This window comes from Providencia sp. PROV200, from assembly GCF_049901995.1.
In the GTDB taxonomy this organism is placed as follows: Bacteria; Pseudomonadota; Gammaproteobacteria; order Enterobacterales; family Enterobacteriaceae; genus Providencia; species Providencia rettgeri_E.
The window spans coordinates 2341599-2364613 of sequence record NZ_CP096307.1 but is presented as its reverse complement, the minus strand read 5'-3'; the positions used below and the strand labels follow the sequence as shown (position 1 = coordinate 2364613).

Sequence of the window (23015 nt, the reverse complement as noted above, 5' to 3'; positions counted from 1 at the left end):
GGAGGCGACGATCGAAAGTCAACCCCCTAAATAAAATGCTATATCTTATTAGACAAACTGTTTTACTTTTTTAACCTCTTCAAGAGTATCACTATCTATTTCATGTTCACTTTTGGGTTCAATGTGAAAAATAGAAATAATATCCTCTAATAAATCTGATTGGGACTCTAAGGCTCTTAAGGACGACTGCAATTCACGAGTCATGGCTGCATTCGCTTGTGTGGTATTATCTAATTCATTGATTGCTAGGTGTATTTGGCTAACACCATGGGTTTGTTCATTTGAGGCAAGCGCAACACTTTGGATCATCTCATTGATATTAGATGTATCTTGTGCAATTGAAACAATATTGTCATTTGCATCTGCAGCTAATTGGAAACAGTGATTAATTTTATCATTTGAATTATTAATTAATAGCTTGATTTCTTTGGATGCTTGAGTGCAACTAATGGATAATTCGCGGACTTCATTTGCGACGACGGCAAACCCTTTGCCATGTTCGCCTACTCTTGCTGCCTCTACAGCGGCATTCAATGCTAATAAATTAGTTTGAAACGCAATGTTATCAATGGTTGAGGTGATTTTACTAATTTCTTTCGAAAAATCGACAATATCATCCATATTTTCAACAACATCAGAGATAAGCTCATTACTCTTATCAATTGTTACACTCGTCTCTGACATTAATTTGCACGATTGATTAGTGTGAGCGGTGTTTAATTTAAAAGAGGAATCGAGTTCTTCGACGCTGGCTGCTGTTTCAACAATGGCGGCGGCTTGTTGATCTGCTCGAATAGAAAGGTCATGATTCATCTGGGTGATATCACCAAGTTCAACTTTTATATGGTGAGTGTTGTCATAAATATTTTTGACGATATCAATCAGTTTGCTTTGCATATTAGAGACATGCTGTTTAAGTAATTTGATTTCATATAAACCTTTGTTATCAAAGCGATGGTATAAAACGCCATGGCTAACTTTTTCAATACCATCAATAACTTGGTTTAGTGGGCGAATAAAGAAAAGCTGTAGAATAAAGCGAATAAACAGAGTTACGAGGATAACGATTGAGATAGTAACGATTAAGCCAATCAAACTTTGTTTATATAGCTGCTCACTTGTGAGAGCAATATCATGATAGCTACTATTTAATTGTTGATGATATTTTACGTAGTTTTTCTCAAATGTGTCCTGAAATCCCTGAGTCGGCTGGTTTAAAAAGTCATATGTTTTTCCTTGAACTAAAAAAACGGAAAGCTCATTTAATGCAGCGTATAACGCGTTATAGGATTTTTCTAATTCAGCAAATTGGTCACCATTTTTGTAGATGGAAACGGTTGTAAATGTATCCCAATAATTAGCCGTTTCAGCTATTTTTTTATGATAAAACGCGATGAGGCTATCTATGTCAGTATTTGATGTTTTCATCTTATTAATAACTAATAAATGGCGAGAGCTAGCCCGATTTAATGTATTTCGTGCTTGTAATAAAGATTGCCATGTATTGTTTAGTTGAGTTTGTTCGTTATAGATAGTATCGAGTTGGGTTAATGTCTCTTGATATTGTTTTAAAGAACTAAAGAAAAACCAACAAGTTGAAAGAAGAAGGGCGATCAGCAGGCCTGAAATAAACCAGACTAGAGTTGTTGTCTTAAAACCAGAAAAAGAGAACTTAGTTGAACTAAAATTAATTTTTTTTAAATTACCAGACATCATTGATTATTTCCTTTCATACCATCGAGTAGTGTGTTTCACACATACTAAATACGACGTCTAAACATAACGTGATTAACCATGAGCAAATCGAAGCTGTCCGATAGCTAAAAAGTTATATGTAGTCACGCGAAAGCCTCAAGCGCAGGGACTAAATAAATGTATCGGCACTCGTTCTGGATACTTTATATCCAACAATTTGACTTAGCTCATAAAATTGAAGTTAATTAAGTGTTTTTACTCAATTAGGGAAGTGAAAGGACACAATAGTTGTACATTGATAGCGACAATACAGTTAACTTACAAATTATTTGTGATAATAATAGTCAATGTTTAAAATTTAAGTATTGAGTGTGGTATGTTTTCTTTACTCTTTAAATGCTTTTTAGGTGCTTTAGCTGTATTGGTTATTGCGCTATTTTCGCGTAGTAAAATTTACTACATTGCCGGATTAGTTCCTCTTTTCCCTACATTTGCATTAATAGCACATGTTATCGTTGTTCAAGAACAAGGTGCGGAAGCTCTCAGAAAAACTGCACTGTTTGGCTTGTGGTCTCTCATTCCTTATGCAATGTATTTATTAACGGTATATTTATTAGCAACAAAAATCACAGCTTGGGGAAGTTTAACTATTGCAACGGTTATTTGGATAATAACAGCGGCAATATTAGTTTATATGTGGCAACTCACTCAATAGATAACATTGGGAGATATAATTAACTGAAAGCGATAATAAAAACTAAAGAAGTACGATAAGCTGACGGCTTAAGCACACTTGGGTAGAGTCGCAAAAATTTAATTATTAACTATAATGATAGCCAGTGTTTTCTATTGAGCTGTATTATTAAAATGTTATTAAGAGCCTTGGTATTATTGTTAGTAGCTGGGTGTGCATATATTGCAGGAATTATGACTGAAGTTACACTTGATCCTGAATTAGATACAGAGAGCCGAGTTAAAAGTTCTGTCGAAGATTTTCTTGCCTACCCATCAGCCGCGAGTTATAAAAATGTTCAATATTATGTATTGACGAAAAGTGAGGAAGGGGATGAAACGGGCTATTATTGTGGTGAAGTCTTTGGCTTTGAAAATGAATTACCTCATGGCTATAAAAGGTTTATCGTTAGACTTCATAAAAATAGAGCTGGTAAAGTAATGATATCCATTCCTTTTGTGGAAAAAACTGATGATATTATCCCCGCAGAGCAATTTGAAGCGGTCTGGGATAGGTACTGTAAAAGAAGCTAAGTTAATAACTGCTCGTTGAGTGCCTAACACAACGAGCGTCAATAATATTAATTGGCCTTAATTGCCATTGTCGTTAGGAATGTTGGTAGATAATTATCGATAACGAACCGTGGATTAGGTTGCCAGTCTTCTTTAAAACCTGTGATAGAAAAGCCCGCTTTTATTTGCCCACCAATTAGATCTGTCAGTGAGTGACCGAATACAAACGCTTCTTGTCTTGCCTGTTTTTGTGCTATTTGCTCTGTTGATAAAGTAGATAGCTCGGAGTACGGCATAGTATAGCTTGGCTTTATTATGCCTTGCTCATCATAGTGTTTATCTCGTTCGCCAATAAAAAGAATCGGGTTATAAAAGCTAGATAATAGGCGCCCATTGGTTTTTAATACACGGTGGCATTCTTGCCAGACAGGGTTAACATCTGGAATATATAAATTAGAAATAGGGTGGAATATGATATCAAAGGTTTCATCCGCAAACATGTGTAATGAGCGCATGTCACCCTGAACAATCTCTAATGTTAAATTATCCCTTTCCGCCACCATTTTGTCTTGCTCAAGTTGTTTCTGAGAAAAGTCAAATACAGTCACATTTGCTCCCGCTGCGGCGAGTACTGGAGCTTGTTGTCCTCCCGCTGAGGCTAAGCAGAGAATTTTTTTATCTTTTATATCACCTAACCAAGCTGCATCAACAGGTGTCGGCGTTAAATGAACCTGCCATTTACCTTGTTTGGCATCATGGATAGTTTTGGAATCAACAGGTTTTGACCAAGCAAGTTGTGATTCTGCTTGTTTATCCCATGCTTTTTGATTTGCACTCGTGTAATCGGTCATAAATATACCTCTGTATACAATAATTTGTCACAGTGTAGCAAAAAATAAGTAAGTTGAAACCAAAAAGTGTACTAAACAGTACATTTATTTTCCGATCATTAAATGATATGTTGTGCCATCAAATTCAAAATCAGTGATATTACTCATACCTATTTTTTTATGTGCGAAAAGAGACCTGAGATTATCTGTATTGATAAAAGCAACGGGTTTTCCTTGATTGTACGAACTAATTTCATCAAAAAGGTTTTTGAGAATATTCTTCCCCCTATAATCATTATCAATACAAACAGGGCCATAAAACCAGTTGCCTCGTATGATGTCTGCATGCTGTTTAATAATTAAATGTGCTATAGGGGGTAAGGATGAAGAGTGAGAGTCAAAGCTAAACACAACCGCAATAATTTTATTTGCATCCCGAGCTATAATGGTGGTTAGACTTCCTACAAACATTGCGTTAACTTTGGCTTGGGGATATTCACCAAGTAACCCACCTTGTTGGGATTCAGAATTAGATTGCAATAATTGAGCGACAGCGGGACAATCAACCTGTGTCATTAATTCATATTTAATATTCATTATTACCTCGTAATGATTGCTAAATACGCTTAAATTTGTGATATGAAGAACCAGGGGTATTTATGGGAGTCTATGGCAATATATTAGTTCTAACCCCATAATATCGATTATCTATTCTTTGTCTATTGAATCAGCATGTTAATTAAACTTTACCCAGTATTCTTACTTATTATTTCAAATGTATTTATGATGTTTGCTTGGTATGGGCATTTAAAATTCACAACAAAACCGTTGTATGTTGTTATTTTCTTTAGTTGGTTAATCGCCTTGGTTGAATACTGTTTTGCGGTACCGGCTAATCGGTTAGGACACCAGTACTACAGTGCGGCTGAATTGAAAACAATGCAGGAGGTGATAACGCTCTGTGTATTTGTTCTTTTTTCGGTATTGTATTTAGGTGAAAGTTTTACCATTAACCATTTAATCGGTTTTATTCTTATTTTTGCAGGCGCCTTTTTTATATTTAAAGGGCCATTTTAAACAGAAAGAGCAGCTTGAGCTGCCCTTTCTGGGGGACTTAATTTATACCCACCCTTTTTCATGGAATTGTTTTAGTATCACAACAAATTGCTGCATTTCCTCAGGGGTGCCTAGCGTTAATCTATTCCAGCCAATCGCTGGTGGAAATTCACGGCCAACCATTACATGTGCCTCTGCCATACGCTGCTGATAGGTTTTTACATCACCTTTGACTTTATGAAAAATAAAATTAGCCTGTGATGGAGCGTATTCTAGCCCAATTTCATTTAATGCCTTTTCCACAATTTTTCTCGATGTATTGTTAGATTTCAGGCTGTATTCAATAAAGGGTTTGTCCTTTAGCGATGCTATTGCAGCAACAGCTCCTGCTGTATTGGTGTTATCAATAGATAAAAACTCGTCTACAGCAGCAATAACGTCGGGAGTTGCAACACCATAGCCAACTCTTAATCCTGCTAAGGCGAAAATTTTTGAGAAGGTGCGTGTGACGATCAAGTTATTCTGGCCTTTTTTGACTAACTCAATGGCACTGATAAAGTCTGGGTCTTCAACAAATTCAGCATAAGCTTCATCAACGATAAAAAATGTGTTGTCAGATTTTTTACTCATCCACTTATCAAGCTGGCTGTGAGGTGTGATCATTGCCGTCGGATTATTTGGATTACAAATATAAACCATTGATAGACCGTTAAAATCATCAGCAGCTTGTTCCATTTTTTCTAAATCAAATGATAGATCGGTTTTTAAAGGCACTTTCGTTATCGTTATATTCAATGGCAGAGAATAAAGTTCTGCATAATTGAATGTTGGATCAGGGGTGACTAATTGAATTTTTTTACCGAGTTTATTTGCTTTAGCAGCTAACATGGCAACAGCAGCTTGAATGGTTTCAGATGAACCATTACCTATGCTGATGTGCTTATCAGACAAATTGTAGAGCTCACCAATATTCTGCTGTAATTCAGCACGAGCATCATCAGGGTAGCGAAATGCATTAGGTAATGCCTTGATGATAGCTTCTTTAGCATTTTCGGACATCCCTAATGAATTTTCATTGAAATTCAATAGTAATGGGTGTTTTTCACTCGGCAAGACAATGTTATTATTTTGTGCAACTGCATGATTAAACAATGAGTTAAGTGCAAGCCCACCTGCAACTAATGATGTGGATTTAAGAAACGAACGGCGATCCATAGTTATTCCCTAAAGTTATTATTATTGAAAGTAATAGATTACTTAAAATCAACCTAAAGTAAATAATTATTTACTTATTATGACTAATTATTCGCATTGGTGGTGTGGGCTTTATGTGTTGAAAATCTATTTATTGAAAACATGAAGGTAGAACGTGTCATGCTAAGGTGGTGGAGGGCAACTCATTGGGGTATAGCATTATTGAGGACATATAAATAAAAAAAAGGGTAGTGTTTTTCTACCCTTGGTAAAGATTACTGGCCTTGTGCAGGGACATTAGGTGTAATTTCTACAACTGCAACTTTAACCATATATTGTTTACCATTTTCTCCTTTAGGCACATCTGCAGCAATTTTTTTCAGTGTTTCATCTGGTTGAGCTGTTTGAATTGATGTCGAGTATTGCATCATTCCACGGTGACGATTTGCATAATTAGAGTGGCGATAATTATCGCAAGGCCTATCATTATATTGGTGTTGGTTTTGGTATCCGCCACGGTGCCATGAACCATTACCATCCCCTGGGTAAGCGAGCGTCGAAAAGCTAATAGCGATTAAACTCGCACTAAGAATTAATGGCTTTAATATATTCATGAGATATCTCCTTTAGATATTTGTTAATTATCATTCTGCCATTGTAATTAATTAATTCAATTGTATTTACTTATCTAAATGAACAAATCATAATTCAGCCACTTTTATTTCATTATTTCCTCACAATGAAAATAATTTGTTAATAAAATGAGGTTAACGTTAAGTTATTATTTTTCATTGAAGAATTTAGCGAGTTTGCTGATTGATATAATTGATGCAACAGCAATGTCTTTATTATAGTCATCACATAAAACAAGTAGCCTATCGATGGCGGCGTCTTGTTCAATTGAACAAATATAATCGCCCAATGCATTTATCGCCGCTATTTTAACATCATTGTTGTTTCCATGAGTCAAGTTAACAAGATTTTTAACGATTTTTTCTTTCATAAAAATATATTAAATCAGTTTCATAGTATAGAGGCTATTATAAAACTAGCTAAGAAAATAAAAAATGTTTTTTTTATTAATGCTAAGTTAATAAATATAAATAAAATCAATATTGATAGGTGTTTTTAGTCAATTATTAGGATTGAAAAATAACCGTTATAATCTATTATCAATTGGTTAGGGTGAAAACTAAACAGTTGAGGCAAAAGCTCAAATTGTTTACTCAAATTGATATAATACATTTATACTAAGTGAATTAATCATAATATAGGAAGGGTGATGCGTTGAAGCGTATAAAAACAAAATTATTGATAGTATTGCTATTGGCTTTAGGCGTATTTGCGTACCATTCTTATACGAGTATTGGTGATTCAGATGTCAAAAATGAAGCTCAAAGCATGGTGGAAAAGAAACTCAGCAACGCATCTGTGGTTGAGTTTAGTGATGTGGAAATAGTACAAAAAAGTGAATTTAAGGAAGGGGAAAGTTATCGGGTTTGTGGTTTATATCGTCTACCTTCCCAAGAAAATTCGCTGCCATTTGTTGCGAATGTAAGTATTAAAGATGGACGTCTTTCTGAACATGGGCAACTGATTATCAGTGAAACACCTGAATTACAATTTTCGATTGAACAGTTGTGTGTTAAAAAACAAACTAATTGATAAAAAAGCGCTCAAATTTTAGTTTGAGCGCTTTTTACTCGAAAATTAAATCTTAAGATTTATTCAAAAGAAGTTCAGTTTGGATTTTACAAGCTGAAACAGAGTCATTTAATGATTTATTGAAATCAGCTTCATTAGCAAACTTAGATTTATTGCTGCGTACTGCATCAATCGCTGAAGTTAGATTTTCGCGTAAGTCTGACTCAACAGTCGCTAATTGCTTGAGGTCGACATTTTCACTTTTCAGTTTAGCAATGGTTGCTTGGGTTAACTCACTGCTAGTTTTGTCAGTGCTGTATGCTTCACTTAGTGCTTGACCTGTGATTTCGCAATAATCGTTGGCTATCTCACTAATATTTAATGGGGCATTATCAGCCATAACAAGGGCTGGGGTCAGGCAAAAAGCCAGTAATAAACGCTTCATAGTCATACCTCTATTTTGCACTCAATGAATAATAACTCTATCTAGTATTAGAGAAATACTATAGCAGATTAGGCCTAAAACGGGGATATCGAATGGGTTTTTAGCATGATTTCATAAAAAAGAGCCAGTATAAATACTGGCCGCTATAATTAGCAAAAGCAATGTAAATGAAAATTACGTTATATACATTACCATATAACGGTTAAAGGTAAAGCAAATTTGGCTTGTTTTGAGGATAGTTAAGTTTAAGTATGATCTTGATCAGACTTTGAGTAAATATTGAGGTGGAAACGTTATTGAAATACGAGAGGAATATTACAAATAACCAGCTAGAGCTATGCAGGCTCACGGCTGGTTTTATGAGTGTAATTTGATAAGGAAATTACTGTTTTAACCAATGGCCATGTTTTAAGACATCTTCGACAAGTTCATGTAAAACAATATGTACTTCGTTATCATCATGAAAGCCTTTAGTTTGAAAAGTCGTTGGGCCATTATCATGAGTGATCAATAGATAGCTGCCAGGATAGACTTCCAAAACACGTGCTTTCAGCTCAGCAGTGAAAGCATCATATGATTTTTCAGAGAACTGAGAAAGTGCCTCATCAGATAACTTGATATTAATTTCCATGTGTTAACCTCTTGCCTATAAATTTATTAGGTTCAGTTTATTGTTAAGTGAAAGCATAAGCAATCATCTAATTAAGACGATTGTAATTGGATTAATTTGTTGTTGTGCATTAATGTACGCATTGATGCAATACTTCCAAATAATGAATTAAATAAAAGAAGTATTATAAAGTTTTTAGTTAAAGGATAGGCTAATTAAAAGTAGGTATATGAAATGAATAATGAGTTTTTATTTGTTCAATTAACTGATTGGTTAAAATAAACGCGACAAATCAATCATTTGATTTACTTCCCATGGAATGTTGAGAAGATTTGCCATGGTTAGTTTTTTCAAAGGGTTATACGTGTTCTTTTGTAATTATGTAACATATTTCTATTAAAATTGAATGTAGTTAATGATTAATGAATCGAAAATTAATTTACATTAAAGATAAAAAAATATAATTTCTGATAATCATATTAAGATGAGTTGGCTCTTGCTAGCTAAACTCCTTTTCTGGAGTTGTGATGTAAATGTGAGTATTTAATTTTCGATTGGTTTTTATTAATCGTTTTAATAAAAAAGGAGTGTAATTTGATAGAATTTATAAACTCAATAACTAATTTCATTTGGGGTTCTTTACTTATTTATTTATTACTGGGAGCTGGTCTATATTTTACGCTTCGATCTGGTTTTATTCAAATTAGGCATTTTGGCCACATGTTTCGTGTTTTAAAAAACAGTAAACAATCTGATAGCGCAGGTATTTCATCTTTTCAGGCATTATGTACAAGTTTAGCGGCTAGGGTTGGTACAGGAAATTTAACCGGTGTAGCAATAGCCCTAACAGCAGGCGGACCTGGAGCTATTTTTTGGATGTGGGTGGTTGCGTTATTGGGAATGGCAACCTCTTTTATTGAATGCACTCTAGCACAGTTATACAAAACCAAAGATGATAAAGGAAATTATCGAGGTGGGCCGTCATATTATATGCAGAAAGGCTTAAACCAGCGCTGGATGGGCGTGTTGTTTTCAATTTTCCTAATTATTGCCTTTGGTTTAGTATTTAATGCAGTACAAGCGAATTCGATTGCTCAAGCAACCGCGGTCGCCTTTGATTTCAATCCAATTTATGTTGGCATTGGCTTAGTTTTATTAAGCGGGGTCATTATTTTTGGTGGATTGAAATCCATTGCGAAGGTTGCTGAATTAGTTGTTCCTGTTATGGCGTTGGCCTATTTGCTATTGGCATTTTGGGTTGTTGGGCACCATATTGAACGATTACCTGAAGTTTTCATGCTGATAATCCGAAATGCGTTTGGTCTACAAGAGGCGGCTGGCGGGGCTGTTGGTTATGGTGTTGCTCAGGCGATGACACAAGGAATTCAGCGAGGATTGTTCTCTAATGAGGCAGGGATGGGGTCCGCACCAAATGCAGCGGCATCGGCAGCACCTTATCCTCCACATCCTGCATCACAAGGGTATGTACAGATGCTTGGTGTTTTTATGGACACCATCGTTATTTGCAGTGCGACAGCAATTATTATTTTATCCTCTGGTGTTTTAGAAAGTGGAATGGAAAATATTAATGGCATTGAATTAACACAACTTGCACTTTCTTCTGCTGTCGGTAGTTGGGGAAGTACGTTTATTGCGATAGCTATCTTCTTTTTTGCATTCACATCAATTATTGCGAATTATGCATATGCTGAAAGCAATATGATTTTTTTAGAGAACAATCATACGGCTGGTTTATTTATTTTCCGTTTAGCTGCATTGGGTATGGTGATGTTTGGTGCTCTTGCTGAAATGCCATTCATTTGGAAACTTGCAGACTTATCGATGGGTCTAATGGCGATAACTAATCTAATTGCGATCCTTCTATTATCGGGTATCGCTTTCAAACTTGCTAAAGATTATAACCAGCAATTAGTTGCAGGTAAAATACCGACTTTTGATATTAATCAGCACCCTGAATTAAAGAAACAGTTTGAGGAGGGGATATGGGAAAAAGAAGAAGTTGATAAATGGATTGAGAAAGAAACATCTCGCTAATACAAAATTTTAAATCATAAAATTCTTAGGTGAAAGCCTGAGAATTTTTTTATGAAATATTATCAAGGTTTAATAAGAATAAACACTTGTTTTATAATTCTTTGAGCTATAAGGTTTTTTAAGATGGTGAAATAAATGTATTATCACCATATATATCATTTTCTAATTTAAATAGCCGAGAGAGTTATGAAATTGAATCAGTACGCCGCAACGCTGTATGGAGTTATTTCAATCTTATTGTGGAGCACAATGGTAGGACTGATCCGCAGTGTAAGTGAAAATTTTGGGCCTGTTGGTGGTGCAGCATTAGTTTATACGGTCGGTTCATTGGTATTAGTACTTACCATGGGAATGCCAAAAATAACGAAATATCCTAAACGCTATTTGCTTTGGGGAACAATACTGTTTGTTAGCTATGAAATTTGTTTTGTGCTTGCATTAGGTTTAGCCAATAGCCGGCAACAAGCGATTGAGCTGGGTATGGTGAATTATTTGTGGCCAAGTTTTACTATCGCACTGGCTGTATTTTTTAACCGTCAACGTTTCACTTTATTATTGGGTTTAGGGCTGGTTTTAGCTTTTATGGGGCTGATTTGGGTAATTTCAGGAAATCAGCCATTATCGGTACAAACTATTTTAGTGAATATTCAAAGTAACCCACTGAGCTATTTTTTAGCTTTTATCGGGGCCATTGTTTGGTCGTTCTACAGCAATGTAACCAAACGTATTTCTGGTGGTCATAATGGCATGGTATTATTTTTTATCATGACCTCTATCGGGTTATGGATACTGTATTTTTTCAGTACACCGACACCATTTATTATCACTAGCCAAAGCCTGTTATTATTACTCGTTGCTTCAATTGCGACTGGTGGCGCGAATGCATTGTGGACATTTGCGGTTATTAAGGGCAATGTGGCGTTTTTAGGAACGCTTTCTTATTTTACCCCAGTTATTTCGACAGCATTCGCGTCAATATTGTTAAGCACGACACTAACATTAAGTTTTTGGCAAGGTGTGTTAATGGTGACCATGGGGTCGGTCATTTGCTTTTTAGCGACTAGGCAAAAAACAATAAGCGGCTAAAAGTGGCAGCGTAGATGAGTGCAGGCGCTGCCATGGGATCATGTTGATAGTAAATCTTTTGTGGTTATACATTAATAAATTTATTGATGGCCACAGCAACACCATCTTCATCATTGGTCGTAGTGACAAATTTAACCATTTGGCGAATGGGTTCTAACGCATTGCCCATTGCGACAGAAACACTGGCATATTGCAGCATTTGGATATCATTATTTTGGTCACCAATACTCATGACTTTATCCGGTGTAATACCCAACTTTTCACAGATATATTGCAACGCAGTCCCTTTATTCGCAGTTTTATTTGAGACCTCAAGGAAATAGGGGCTTGTTCGGGTTAAAGCGTAATTGTCGAAAACATTCTCTGGAATATAGCTGATACCAATATCTAATTTTTCTGGATGGTCAATTATCATAAATTTAGTAAATTCTAGAGACGAGTCCATTTCATTAACGGGGCAATAAATAAGCGGAGTGTGCGTTAAATAGGCATCTGCGACCGTATAGTGGCTAATATGGCGGTTAGCTGTGAACATGCAATTATCCGCAAGAGCATGCATATGAACCCCAACATTTCTTGCGAGTTCTTCAAAATATTGGAAGTCAGCGAAATCTAACAAATTTTCTGCGAGATGGCTGCCATCACTGGCTTGGTGAATGACACTGCCATTATTACTAATACAATAATTATCAGTTGTATTTAAATCTAATTCACGCAGGTAGGGGGATATACCAGAAAATGGCCGGCCTGAGGCTAAGATAATATGAATACCTTTTTGCTTAGCTTGCGTGATAGCCTCTTTTACGACGGGAGATATTTGGTGTTGAGAGTTAAGTAATGTGCCATCTAAATCAATGGCGACCAGTTTTATTGACATCCAATGCCTCCTAAAATTCGTGCTTTCTGTCAATACCTTACTCTAATTATTCAGAATGTAAATTATACAAATGGTTATAATTTTAGTTGCAATAGAATAATGTGTGTTTGATGTGAAATTGAACAGAATATAAAGCAGGAACTCTGTTCAATAGTTAAAGGTCGAAATGACAATGTTTTATGGCATTAATATATAAATCAAAAGGTTAATGCAGCTAAAATATTCTCACTCATAATCATGAATTAGGTGAAGCGGTTGCTTAACATCTAATTGGATTTGGTCATTCTGCCTAAAATCAAATGGTGTGATGCCATATTCTTTGCGGAACATATAGGTAAAGTGGGATTGTGATCCAAAACCAAAATCCAGTGCAATATCGAAAATGGACTGGTTACTATTACGGAGTAAATTGACCGCGCCAGCAAGGCGGCGTTGGCGGATGTATTTACCCAGTGAAATCCCGGTGACTTCTTTAAAAATTTTCTGCATATGCCAAAGTGAATAGCCTGAATAAGCCGCGAGCTCTTCTAAGTGGATCACGCGGCCTAAGTGTTCTTCTATCCATTTACTCAAAGCATAAACAAGTGCTAAGTGGTTATCTTGTGGCATCTCAAATGTTTTCTAGTTTTACGGTAGCAGAAGTATACACAACTTCATTTCATCATGACAAAGGCTGCTTGTGCGGTATTTCTCATTTTTAGGGCAAAAAAAGCACAATCAGAATAAGTTAGTAATCAATAGCACCAAAAATGAGCAAATTTTTGTAAAAAGAGGTGAATCGCATATTTTCCTCAAATTTGATGCTCTAAATTAGAGTACTATCTATTTTATTAACGCATTATCTGCAATGCCATAAATGGTACCAAACATAAAATGGCAGCACTTCAATATTGTAATCATTTGAAAAATAAAATCATCATAGAAATATGAAGGAATTGTCAGTGTTTGGTCGTAAATTAATTATTGCTATAAGTACAGTTTTGGCTTGTATCTTTTTCTATCTTTTAGCGATGGATAACCTGTGTGATCAGGGAGGCGAAAACTTTATTTTTGGTATTTGTCGTGTAACTGCCTTGTTACCATTTTGAATTTGCTTTTTAATGCTCAATCCATGATATTGAGTCAGGGTAGCCATCCTGCGGTATCATTTTGCTATGTGATAAAAAAATAATGAATAGCATCTGCTTTTGGGGCGTAAAATATACTGAAAACGGCACCAGAAGAATGTAGTGTTAATAAGAAAATTCAAATAAACTTGTGTCATTATCATTGTTTGGGAAGATAAAAACAAGTAAGGGGACGAAAGGGTAAAGTTATGGCGCAACAGCAACAGACGCTAAAGCGGGGATTAAAAAACAGGCATATCCAATTGATTGCATTGGGAGGCGCTGTTGGTACAGGGTTATTCCTCGGAATAGCAACAACCATACAAATGGCAGGGCCATCAGTTTTACTGGGTTATGCGCTGTGTGGGTTTATTGCTTTCCTGATTATGCGTCAGTTGGGCGAAATGATTGTTCAGGAACCTGTCGCAGGTTCGTTTAGCCATTTTGCATTTAAGTATTGGGGTGGTTTTGCCGGGTTTCTTTCAGGCTGGAATTATTGGTTTATGTTTATTCTCGTTGGGATGACAGAGCTGACCGCTGCAGGTAAATATATGCAACATTGGTGGCCTGAGCTGCCTATATGGGTGTCTGCCGCGGTGTTTTTTGTTGCGGTAAATGCAGTTAACTTGATTAATGTACGCTCTTATGGAGAAACTGAGTTCTGGTTTGCATTAATTAAAGTTATTGCCGTCGTTGCGATGATTATTTTTGGCTGCTACTTATTACTCAGCGGTCATGGCGGCCCACAAGCGAAAGTGAGTAACTTATGGGAGCACGGCGGTTTCTTTGCTAATGGCTTCAATGGGCTAATAATGGCGTTAGCTATTATTATGTTTTCATTTGGGGGGTTAGAGCTGGTCGGTATTACCGCGGCAGAGGCAGAAGACCCAGATAAAAGCATTCCAAAAGCGATTAACCAAGTTGTATATCGTATCCTAATTTTTTATATTGGCTCATTAGCGGTACTGTTAGCTTTATATCCTTGGGTTGATCTTGATGGCGAAACAAGCCCATTTGTATTAATTTTCCATGAATTAGGGGACTTACTGGTTGCTAATTCGTTGAACGTTGTCATTTTAATTGCTGCATTATCTGTGTATAACAGCGGGGCTTATGCGACAAGTCGTATGTTGTATGGCTTGGCACAACAAAATAATGCGCCTAAATTTCTTGCAAAAGTGAATAAAGGTGGCGTTCCAGTTATGGCATTACTTGTTTCAGGTATTGCGACGTCTGGCGGTATTTTAATTAACTTTGTGATGGAAGGTAAAGCTTTCGAATTGTTAATGTCATTGGTTGTGACAACGTTAGTTTTGAACTGGATTATGATTTGTGTTTCAAATTTGAAATTCAGAGCAGCAATGAACAAGCAAGGTGTCGAAACGAAATTTAAGAGTATTTGGTATCCATTTGGAAACTATTTGTGCTTAGCATTCTTACTGTTAATTTTGGGGATTATCCTGACGATGGACGGCTTGCGCATTTCCGTATTAATTATGCCATTATGGGTAGCGGTTCTGTGGATTGGGTACCAGTTCTCAGGGGCTAAAAAGCAGGATTTATCTAAAAGCTAACAACTCAGTTAAATTTAATTTTTTCTTATAATAAAAAGGCCGGTAGGGTATTCCCTCCGGCCTTTTTATACAGCCATGAAATTTTATATAGCCATGAGATGGCTAGGTCACCATTGCCAACGTAACCACGCGAATAATACGTTGCCGTTATTATAAGTCCCCGGAATGTAAGTGGCTTGCAGTGAAAGTCTATCATATTCCACTGATACCAGAGGGAGTGGTGCTGGGATCGGAATATAATACATATCCTTACGGGCAGTGACGCCTAGAGTGAAGCCTGCTCCCATACGGAAACCATCAATATCTCCTGGGATCCACATTTTTTGGAATGCATAACCCGCAATTGGCTCCCAATCATTATGTGAATCTTTAAATGCCATTGCATAGATAGCATGCCAGTCATTGTCTTCATCATAACGATATTTACCAAAGCCCAGCCCCCAAGGGCGCTCGTTATATTCATCTGTTTTTTTCTTGTCGTACATTGCACGGTTGTGCCAAGTCACCGCGGGGATATATAGCTCATATTTGTCTGAGTCCCATGTGGTACTGACATTGCCTTTAAATTTATCCCATAAATTTTCCGATTGCTCTTGAGCAATGGCAGGCGATGATATGCAGATTGAGGTGCTCATGAGTAACGATGCACCTACGGCCAACTGTATGTTTTTATAAACTCTCATTGTAAATCCAGTTTTGTATCGCAGATATATAAATGATGATTAGCTCGCTAATAATTATCAGATTAGCATTATTATTATAATTTTGAGCGGAATTATTTTAATTAAGATACATATAATATAACAGTATTTATTACATAATTGAGGATAATAACTGGCTGGTCATATTAGAACCGTTTAATTTTGCCTGTTTTTATGTGGGATAACCGATTATCTGATTAAATAATAACGTATCAAATTAGTTGTTGAATAGGCTAATACTCCTAAAGTAGCTGATAACAGACGAGGTGTTTCATTTTCAGGTTGGATAAGACAGTTTTTTGATGAGAGAAAACGAGAGGGATTTTTAAAAAGATAAGAAAAATAAAGTGCCATTCATTATTTTTGTAGTTAACATTATGTAATAAAAAGATATTTTTCATTATCTAGGTGATTGTGACTAGGCATGTTGATAGAGCAGACATTTATGAAAAATAACGTGCAAGCAAATCCAAAAAGTATGATGCACATCAAATAATGGCACGCCTCAATGGGATGAAATAAATGCTATAGGCGGCAGGTATGAGCTGCGGCATGTCAATACAGGTAGGAGCGAGTTTTCGAAGGTTTATGGCATATACATTGCTGTGTGTAACCTTGGCTTCTAACTAAAAAAGGAACGTCCCTATGATGAAACGCCAAGAACCACTGACTGAATACCAAGCTAAATGCTTGGCTATCGCCACTGACAAAATATTATCACCAAAACAAAAAGCCAATTTTCTAGCGGCGGAGGCAGATAGTCATATTCCATATCTTGCGATGAGCCAATCCCTAGCGGATGCGTTAAATGAACGTGTTATTTGTGATATGTATGAAGGAAATGCGCCGTATAAGCCGCGTTATGTATTGCCTGACTACGTAAAATACCTCAAACAAGGTTCGGCATACTTAGAATTAGCCCCCGCAGAGGATTTTGATGACGCCCTTAATCATCTGATGATTTTGTATCATCATGTGCCGTCGGTAACCAATTTCCCCGTATTTTTAGGGTATTTAGATAGACTCCTTATGCCATATGTGGGGGAGTTGACAGAAGAACAACTGTATCCAAAGCTAAAAAGGTTTTGGATACAGCTAGACCGAACACTGCCGGATGCTTTTATGCATGCCAATATTGGGCCGGATGACAACGTTATTTGCCGCTTGATTTTACGCATTGATGCGGAACTGAAACAAGTCGCACCTAATCTGACATTTGTTTATCATCCACAGCGCACACCGGAGTCACTTTTCTTACAAGCGATTGAAAGTATTTGTGAATGCAGTAAACCGCATATTGCAAATGATATCATTCATAGTGCGGCATTTGATGAACAAGGTTACGGTATTGTCAGTTGTTATAATGCGTTGCCTGTTGCGGGTGGGGGAAGTACTTTAGTTCGTATTAATTTACGTGAAGTTGCGCTACGCAGTCAAAATTCAGCTGATTTTCTAAATGTGCAATTGAAAAAATATTGTGAGTTACAAATGGAACTCATTGAAACACGTAGCGCATTTTTATTTGAGGAGTCTAATTTCTTCCAAACCAGTTTTTTAGTACAAGAAGGGTTAATTGAGCCTGAACGTTTTGCGCCTATGTTTGGTATATACGGTTTAGCAGAAGCTGTGAATCTCCTGATGGAAAAAGACGGGGTGAAAGGCCAGTATCAGGCAAATTCGCCTGCCTTGCCATTGTCTTATCAAATCAGCGAGCAACTCGCTAATTTTGTTGAAACGACCCCCGTTAAATATGGTTATAAAGGCCGTGCGATGCTCCATGCTCAATCAGGGATCAGCTCGGATATCGGGACGACACCGGGGGCTCGTATTCCATACGGTGAAGAGCCCGATCCGGTATCGCACATTCAAGCAGTAGCGCCGCATCATAAACACTATTTGTCTGGGATCAGTGACATTTTAACTATCGACGAAACGATTAAGCAGAACCCGCAGGCCCTAATGCAACTGTGTAAAGGCGCATTTAATTGTGGAATGCGTGAATTTACCGCAAATGTGGCAAGTAATGATTTAGTCCGTGTTACTGGCTATATGGTACGTTTATCAGATATAGAGAAATATAAAGAGCAAGGTTCTAGAAGCAATACTACCTGGTTAGGTGAAGAGGCGACTAAGAACTGTAAAATTACAGCCCGTCAGCAGCGAGTCATCAGCAATGAGCAATCGATGCGCTACACTGAATAAGGTTATTCCTTTTTCCTGCGTAGATGGGCCGGGTAATCGACATGTTATCTTTTTGCAAGGTTGCAATTTACGTTGTCTGAATTGCCATAATCCATATACCATGGCGCTCTGTGACCATTGTGGGGACTGTGTTTTAACCTGTCCTCACAATGGGTTATCGTTTGTTGACGGCAAGGTGATATGGGATAGCGATGCTTGCCAGCTCTGCGATACCTGTTTACAAACGTGCACTAAGAATTCAAGCCCGATGACCGTATCATTAAGTGTTAATGATGCCGTCAATGATTTGAAGAAAAATGTTGCTTTTCTGAATGGTGTGACCGTCAGTGGCGGAGAGGCAACAACACAATTACCCTTTATTATTGAACTGTTTAAAGCGATTAAAGCGGCACCGGAACTCAAGCATTTAGCCTGCTTTATTGACAGTAATGGGCACCTTGCTTCTGCAGGGTGGAATAAAGTGATTGAGTATACTGATGGCGTAATGATTGACTTGAAATCATGGGGTGATGAGTGTGCCTTAAGATTAACTGGGAAAGATAACCAACGTGTATTTCAATCAATTCAATTTCTGGCTCAAGCGGGGAAATTGTATGAATTGCGTTTATTATATATTCCTCATCAAACGGACTACCTAGAACATATTGATAAACTTGCTAATTTCTTAAATCAACTACCTGCAAATACACGAATAAAAGTTAATGCATTTCAGCAACATGGCGTAAAAAATGAAGCGGTTAACTGGCCTGCGGCAACCCAAACGGAAGTAGAGGCATTTGCTCAACAGTTACAATCGCGAGGCGTGGGTAACATTCATTTGCCTAATGTGTACTTATAAGCCATGCTGATTTTTCCTTTGTGAGATATTCCCTCTTTTTATCTAAGTCATTAAAATTCATTCACTAACCGCTGGCATTTGTTAAATGTTATGAGACAATCAAGGCGGTTTTATTGTTTGATTTAAAATGATTTCAGTAAACCTCGCTTATCAATCTATTCTATTGTTTTAGCCGAAAAGGGGAGTCACTCATGAGGATCAATGCGTTAACCATCGCCGGAACAGACCCATCGGGTGGGGCGGGTATTCAGGCGGATTTAAAAACTTTCTCTGCATTAGAGGCTTATGGTACGAGCGTGATGACGGCATTGGTGGCTCAAAATACTCAAGGCGTACAATCTGTCCAAGACTTACCCCCTGAATTTGTGGCGGCACAATTAGATTCTGTTCTCAGTGATGTGCGAATTGATAGTGCAAAAATCGGCATGTTATTTAATCAAAGTAATATCGTAGTGGTGGCGAATGCGCTGAAGCAATATCCAATTCCGTATGTGGTATTGGATACTGTAATGGTGGCTAAAAGTGGCGACCCGTTATTATTACCGGATGCCGTTGATGCACTACGCCAACAATTATTACCTCTTGTTTCGATTATTACACCGAACCTCCCTGAAGCTGCGGTATTGCTAGACGAAAAAGTTGCACAAACAGAAAGCCAAATGTTGACTCAGGGGTATAAATTACTGGAAAAAGGTTGCCAAGCGGTGTTGATGAAAGGCGGGCACCTAAGTGATGCTGAAAGCCCTGATTGGTTAATCACACCTGAAGGTGAATGGCGCTTTACCTCTATTCGTGTAAATACTAAAAATACCCATGGTACTGGATGTACTTTATCGGCGGCTCTGGCTGCATTGCGTCCTCGTTGCACTGATTGGCAAGAAGCGGTTACGCAGGCTAAAGCCTATTTACAAGCTGCGTTAGAGCAAGCGGACAGTTTAGAAGTCGGGAAGGGGATTGGCCCGGTCCATCACTTCCATGCATGGTGGTAGTCTGTAATGATTGAAAGCCCGAATACTAGGGCTTTCTCGCTATATTTTAAGCTAATAAGTTACATTGAGGTGGTAACCGACACTGAATAGCATTCGGCTGCACTGCGAACGTAAAGGTATCTCCCGATAATGGCTCACCATCAAGGTTTAAGATCATATCGTGAGGGGATGAGATTTTTACCCATGACAAGTTTTTTTCAACTAAGTGTTCGTTTTTATCGGTTGAAAACAAATTCGATAAAAACGCGGGTATGACATCTCTTGACGGAATGATCAGTAAATTCAATGCGCCGTCATTAATCAGTGCTTGCGGTGTTAGTTGCTGCCCTCCGCCCGCCTGACGGCCGTTTCCGACTGCGATGACCAACGTTTCACCTTCCCAACTAAAGTTTTCACCCTCAATGCGGCAAATATCCGTTTTCAGCGTATCAGGGCGCAGTAAGCCATTTATCACGTAAGCAGCTCCGCCTAATGCTGATTTCAATGCTTCAGGCGTTTCGGTGGTAATACGCGTCCCAAAGCCACCCGTTGCCATATTGAGAAAATAATATTGCTTATTGACTTGCGCAATATCAATGGGGATGGCTTTACCTTTTAATGAAAGTGCTAAGGCGGCTTCAATATCCATAGGAATATTCGCGCTGGTGGCAAAATCATTTGCTGTACCCATAGGAAGAATTCCTAAAATAGGGCGAGAGTCACTCGGGAACTTCATCAGAGTACTGGCAACCGCATTCACTGTGCCGTCACCGCCCGCGGCAATGATAGTATCAACACCGTGTTTTATAGCCTGAGAAATAAAATAATACGTGTCATTCAGTTCCCACGGAATACGGACTTGAATTTGATGGCCTTCATTACGTAAGTGAGTAATGGCCTTTCGCAGCTCAGCGTGATTGGCTTGCTTACCATTAAGGATAATCATGGCTGACTGATATTGATTCATATATACCCATCCATTCGGTTTAACATATGTCAAATATTCGTTAAAATGAGTATAAATGGATTTATAAGATATTGATGAGCTTATTTTAGATTTTTTACAGTAATAGCGTTAACAAGAGAAATGAAATAAAAATCGCAGATAAAAGAAATGGCTAGCTCAAGGGAGATTGAGCCAGCCAAGGAGGTGGTTCCTAGTCTTATTTTATGACTTTCTAGTTCTTCGTTTTCGATAGTGACTATACGATATTGAATAGCCAATTGATGTGATCTGTTGCATAAAATTGGATATTCAGCGCACTTTTTAATGTAAATGTCAATAACGCGAATGATTCTCATATAAGAAAAAGCATATAAAGTAAAATAATATCATATTATAGATAAAAAAAAGCCAAAATATCAAAACGTTAAACGATGAGATTTTGGCTTTTAGCGAACAAACTATTTAAAAAATACGGAGTGGCGGTTAGCCTACAATTTGCTTTTCTGCCTGAGTTTGGTGAGGTGCTCGGGTCGTTGTGCCTGCTAGGTTACGGATCAACAAGCCAAAATTAACATCGACATCTTCAGGGATAGGGAGGTAAACCACATGGCCGTTACCTGGTGCAACATCAATTGCTTCACCTTTGCGGTTTGCTAAAGCGTCTAAGATAAAGACGATATTCCCTGCAGGGGTCATCATTTCTAGGCTATCACCGACACTAAATTTATTTTTTACATCAACTTCAGCCATACCATCAATACGTTTACCTGTAAATTCACCCACAAATTGTTGTGTGTCAGAAACAGAATAACCATATTCATAAGTTTGGTAGGCATCATGGGTGTGACGACGTAAGAAGCCTTCAGTATAACCGCGGTGTGCTAACCCTTCTAAGGTGGATAGCAACGTTGGGTCAAAGGGTTTTCCTGCAACTGCATCATCAATTGCACGCCGATAGACTTGTGCTGTACGAGCACAGTAATAAAATGATTTTGTACGGCCTTCAATTTTTAATGAGTGAACGCCCATTTTTGTTAGGTTTTCAACGTGCTCAATTGCGCGCAAATCCTTCGAATTCATAATATACGTGCCGTGTTCATCTTCAAAGGCCGTCATATATTCGCCTGGACGTTTGGCTTCTTCTATCATAAAGACTTTATCTGTTGGCGCACCAGCACCTAAGGTTGGCGCTACATTTTGGACTGGGATAGGTTCATGCACATGGACAATATTACCTACATCGTCTTCTTTACCTTCTTGTACGTTGTATTCCCAGCGGCAAGCATTGGTGCACGTCCCTTGGTTTGGGTCACGTTTATTGATGTACCCTGACAGCAAGCAGCGGCCAGAATAGGCCATGCACAGCGCTCCGTGAACAAATACTTCAAGCTCAATTTCAGGCACGTGTTGGCGAATTTCAGCAATTTCTTCAAGGGATAATTCGCGGGATAAAATCACCCGTGTTAAGCCCATCTGTTTCCAGAACTTCACCGACGCCCAGTTAACAGCATTCGCCTGCACAGATAAATGAATATCCATCTCAGGAAACGCTTCACGAACCATCATAATAAGGCCAGGATCTGACATAATCAATGCATCTGGGCCCATTTCAATGACAGGGGTTAAATCACGAATGAAGGTTTTTAATTTCGCATTATGGGGCGCAATATTCACGACCACATAAAACTTTTTACCCAGCTCATGGGCTTCTTGAATGCCTTTAGCTAAGTTTTCGTGATTAAATTCGTTATTGCGTACGCGTAGGCTGTAACGAGGTTGGCCTGCATAAACGGCATCTGCGCCATACGCAAAGGCGTAGCGCATATTCTTTAAAGAACCGGCAGGGGACAAAAGCTCTGGTGTAAACATGGTTATTCTCTATCTGATATCAAGTCAGCACTCACTCTTAGGAGAGAGTATTTTTAAAGGATGAGGATTTTACT

At 37.8% G+C, this 23015-nt stretch carries 24 protein-coding genes; 11 read left to right on the top strand and 13 right to left on the bottom strand.

What is annotated here, in order from left to right; genetic code table 11:
- Nucleotides 1–48 precede the first annotated feature (48 nt).
- The gene (locus M1E86_RS10850; RefSeq protein ID WP_213912600.1) at nt 49–1716 is read right to left on the bottom strand and encodes a methyl-accepting chemotaxis protein; all 1668 of its coding nucleotides are present in this window, start codon (nt 1714–1716) and stop codon (nt 49–51) included.
- A gap of 355 nt (nt 1717–2071) precedes the next feature.
- Between M1E86_RS10850 and M1E86_RS10845 the strand changes: the two genes are divergently transcribed.
- Nucleotides 2072–2410 (top strand): GlpM family protein, encoded by a 339-nt coding sequence (locus tag M1E86_RS10845; RefSeq protein WP_125891172.1) that lies wholly within the window; start codon nt 2072–2074, stop codon nt 2408–2410.
- Between the two features lie 212 nt (nt 2411–2622).
- Nucleotides 2623–2961 (top strand): hypothetical protein, encoded by a 339-nt coding sequence (locus M1E86_RS10840; protein ID WP_248466618.1) that lies wholly within the window; start codon nt 2623–2625, stop codon nt 2959–2961.
- Nucleotides 2962–3008: 47 nt separating this feature from the next.
- Here the strand turns inward: M1E86_RS10840 and M1E86_RS10835 are convergent, their stop codons facing one another.
- Complete coding sequence (locus M1E86_RS10835) at nt 3009–3791, bottom strand: class I SAM-dependent methyltransferase (protein ID WP_125891170.1); 783 nt, start codon at nt 3789–3791, stop codon at nt 3009–3011.
- Between the two features lie 84 nt (nt 3792–3875).
- A complete protein-coding gene (locus tag M1E86_RS10830; RefSeq protein WP_213912601.1) occupies nt 3876–4367 on the bottom strand; it encodes an N-acetyltransferase in 492 nt (163 codons plus the stop codon).
- A gap of 135 nt (nt 4368–4502) precedes the next feature.
- Here M1E86_RS10830 and M1E86_RS10825 point away from each other — a divergent pair, with 135 nt between their 5' ends.
- Nucleotides 4503–4847 carry a DMT family protein gene (locus M1E86_RS10825; protein WP_125891168.1) on the top strand — a complete coding sequence of 115 codons (345 nt, stop codon included), beginning with the start codon at nt 4503–4505 and terminating at the stop codon, nt 4845–4847.
- A gap of 42 nt (nt 4848–4889) precedes the next feature.
- On the opposite strand, the gene M1E86_RS10820 is transcribed toward M1E86_RS10825, so the two are convergent.
- From M1E86_RS10820 to M1E86_RS10810, 3 genes are all read right to left on the bottom strand, one after another.
- Complete coding sequence (locus tag M1E86_RS10820) at nt 4890–6041, bottom strand: pyridoxal phosphate-dependent aminotransferase (protein ID WP_248466615.1); 1152 nt, start codon at nt 6039–6041, stop codon at nt 4890–4892.
- Between the two features lie 254 nt (nt 6042–6295).
- A complete protein-coding gene (locus M1E86_RS10815; RefSeq protein ID WP_125891166.1) occupies nt 6296–6634 on the bottom strand; it encodes a hypothetical protein in 339 nt (112 codons plus the stop codon).
- 167 nt (nt 6635–6801) lie between these two features.
- Nucleotides 6802–7023 carry a HEAT repeat domain-containing protein gene (locus tag M1E86_RS10810; protein WP_213912603.1) on the bottom strand — a complete coding sequence of 74 codons (222 nt, stop codon included), beginning with the start codon at nt 7021–7023 and terminating at the stop codon, nt 6802–6804.
- A gap of 284 nt (nt 7024–7307) precedes the next feature.
- On the opposite strand from M1E86_RS10810, the gene M1E86_RS10805 reads away from it, so the two are divergent.
- Complete coding sequence (locus tag M1E86_RS10805; RefSeq protein ID WP_125891164.1) at nt 7308–7685, top strand: hypothetical protein; 378 nt, start codon at nt 7308–7310, stop codon at nt 7683–7685.
- A gap of 52 nt (nt 7686–7737) precedes the next feature.
- Here M1E86_RS10805 and M1E86_RS10800 read toward each other — a convergent pair whose 3' ends face one another.
- Together M1E86_RS10800 and M1E86_RS10795 are read right to left on the bottom strand one after the other, a co-directional pair.
- Entirely contained in the window at nt 7738–8109 is a 372-nt protein-coding gene (locus M1E86_RS10800) for a hypothetical protein (RefSeq protein WP_125891163.1), read from the bottom strand.
- A gap of 382 nt (nt 8110–8491) precedes the next feature.
- Nucleotides 8492–8740, bottom strand: a complete 249-nt coding sequence (locus tag M1E86_RS10795; RefSeq protein ID WP_125891162.1) for a DinI-like family protein — start codon at nt 8738–8740, stop codon at nt 8492–8494.
- A 573-nt stretch (nt 8741–9313) separates the two neighbouring features.
- Here M1E86_RS10795 and M1E86_RS10790 point away from each other — a divergent pair.
- Together M1E86_RS10790 and yddG are read left to right on the top strand one after the other, a co-directional pair.
- Nucleotides 9314–10774 carry an alanine/glycine:cation symporter family protein gene (locus M1E86_RS10790; RefSeq protein WP_125891161.1) on the top strand — a complete coding sequence of 487 codons (1461 nt, stop codon included), beginning with the start codon at nt 9314–9316 and terminating at the stop codon, nt 10772–10774.
- A 186-nt stretch (nt 10775–10960) separates the two neighbouring features.
- Complete coding sequence (yddG, locus tag M1E86_RS10785) at nt 10961–11860, top strand: aromatic amino acid DMT transporter YddG (protein WP_282561351.1); 900 nt, start codon at nt 10961–10963, stop codon at nt 11858–11860.
- Between the two features lie 64 nt (nt 11861–11924).
- On the opposite strand, the gene yidA is transcribed toward yddG, so the two are convergent.
- Together yidA and M1E86_RS10775 are read right to left on the bottom strand one after the other, a co-directional pair.
- Nucleotides 11925–12737 (bottom strand): sugar-phosphatase, encoded by an 813-nt coding sequence (gene yidA / locus M1E86_RS10780; protein WP_426099087.1) that lies wholly within the window; start codon nt 12735–12737, stop codon nt 11925–11927.
- 225 nt (nt 12738–12962) lie between these two features.
- A complete protein-coding gene (locus M1E86_RS10775; protein ID WP_125891158.1) occupies nt 12963–13346 on the bottom strand; it encodes a helix-turn-helix domain-containing protein in 384 nt (127 codons plus the stop codon).
- Between the two features lie 332 nt (nt 13347–13678).
- Here M1E86_RS10775 and mgrB point away from each other — a divergent pair, with 332 nt between their 5' ends.
- Nucleotides 13679–13825, top strand: coding sequence for a PhoP/PhoQ regulator MgrB (gene mgrB / locus M1E86_RS10770; RefSeq protein WP_248466613.1), 147 nt, complete (start codon nt 13679–13681; stop codon nt 13823–13825).
- A 227-nt stretch (nt 13826–14052) separates the two neighbouring features.
- Nucleotides 14053–15417, top strand: coding sequence for an amino acid permease (locus M1E86_RS10765; protein ID WP_213912605.1), 1365 nt, complete (start codon nt 14053–14055; stop codon nt 15415–15417).
- A 107-nt stretch (nt 15418–15524) separates the two neighbouring features.
- On the opposite strand, the gene pagP is transcribed toward M1E86_RS10765, so the two are convergent.
- A complete protein-coding gene (gene pagP, locus M1E86_RS10760) occupies nt 15525–16100 on the bottom strand; it encodes a lipid IV(A) palmitoyltransferase PagP (protein WP_125891155.1) in 576 nt (191 codons plus the stop codon).
- Nucleotides 16101–16763: 663 nt separating this feature from the next.
- Between pagP and M1E86_RS10755 the strand changes: the two genes are divergently transcribed.
- The 3 genes from M1E86_RS10755 to thiD all read left to right on the top strand — a co-directional run bounded on the left by M1E86_RS10755 (nt 16764) and on the right by thiD (nt 20147).
- On the top strand, nt 16764–18320 hold the full coding sequence (locus M1E86_RS10755; protein WP_213912606.1) for a YjjI family glycine radical enzyme: 1557 nt from the start codon (nt 16764–16766) through the stop codon (nt 18318–18320).
- Complete coding sequence (locus tag M1E86_RS10750) at nt 18292–19158, top strand: YjjW family glycine radical enzyme activase (RefSeq protein ID WP_426099086.1); 867 nt, start codon at nt 18292–18294, stop codon at nt 19156–19158. Before M1E86_RS10755 ends, M1E86_RS10750 begins: the two co-directional genes overlap by 29 nt.
- 191 nt (nt 19159–19349) lie before the next feature.
- Nucleotides 19350–20147 carry a bifunctional hydroxymethylpyrimidine kinase/phosphomethylpyrimidine kinase gene (thiD, locus tag M1E86_RS10745; protein ID WP_213912608.1) on the top strand — a complete coding sequence of 266 codons (798 nt, stop codon included), beginning with the start codon at nt 19350–19352 and terminating at the stop codon, nt 20145–20147.
- 46 nt (nt 20148–20193) lie between these two features.
- Here thiD and yegS read toward each other — a convergent pair whose 3' ends face one another.
- Complete coding sequence (gene yegS, locus M1E86_RS10740; protein ID WP_213912609.1) at nt 20194–21093, bottom strand: lipid kinase YegS; 900 nt, start codon at nt 21091–21093, stop codon at nt 20194–20196.
- Nucleotides 21094–21555: 462 nt separating this feature from the next.
- The gene (gene yegQ, locus M1E86_RS10735; protein WP_426099085.1) at nt 21556–22941 is read right to left on the bottom strand and encodes a tRNA 5-hydroxyuridine modification protein YegQ; all 1386 of its coding nucleotides are present in this window, start codon (nt 22939–22941) and stop codon (nt 21556–21558) included.
- Between the last annotated feature and the right edge of the window lie 74 nt (nt 22942–23015).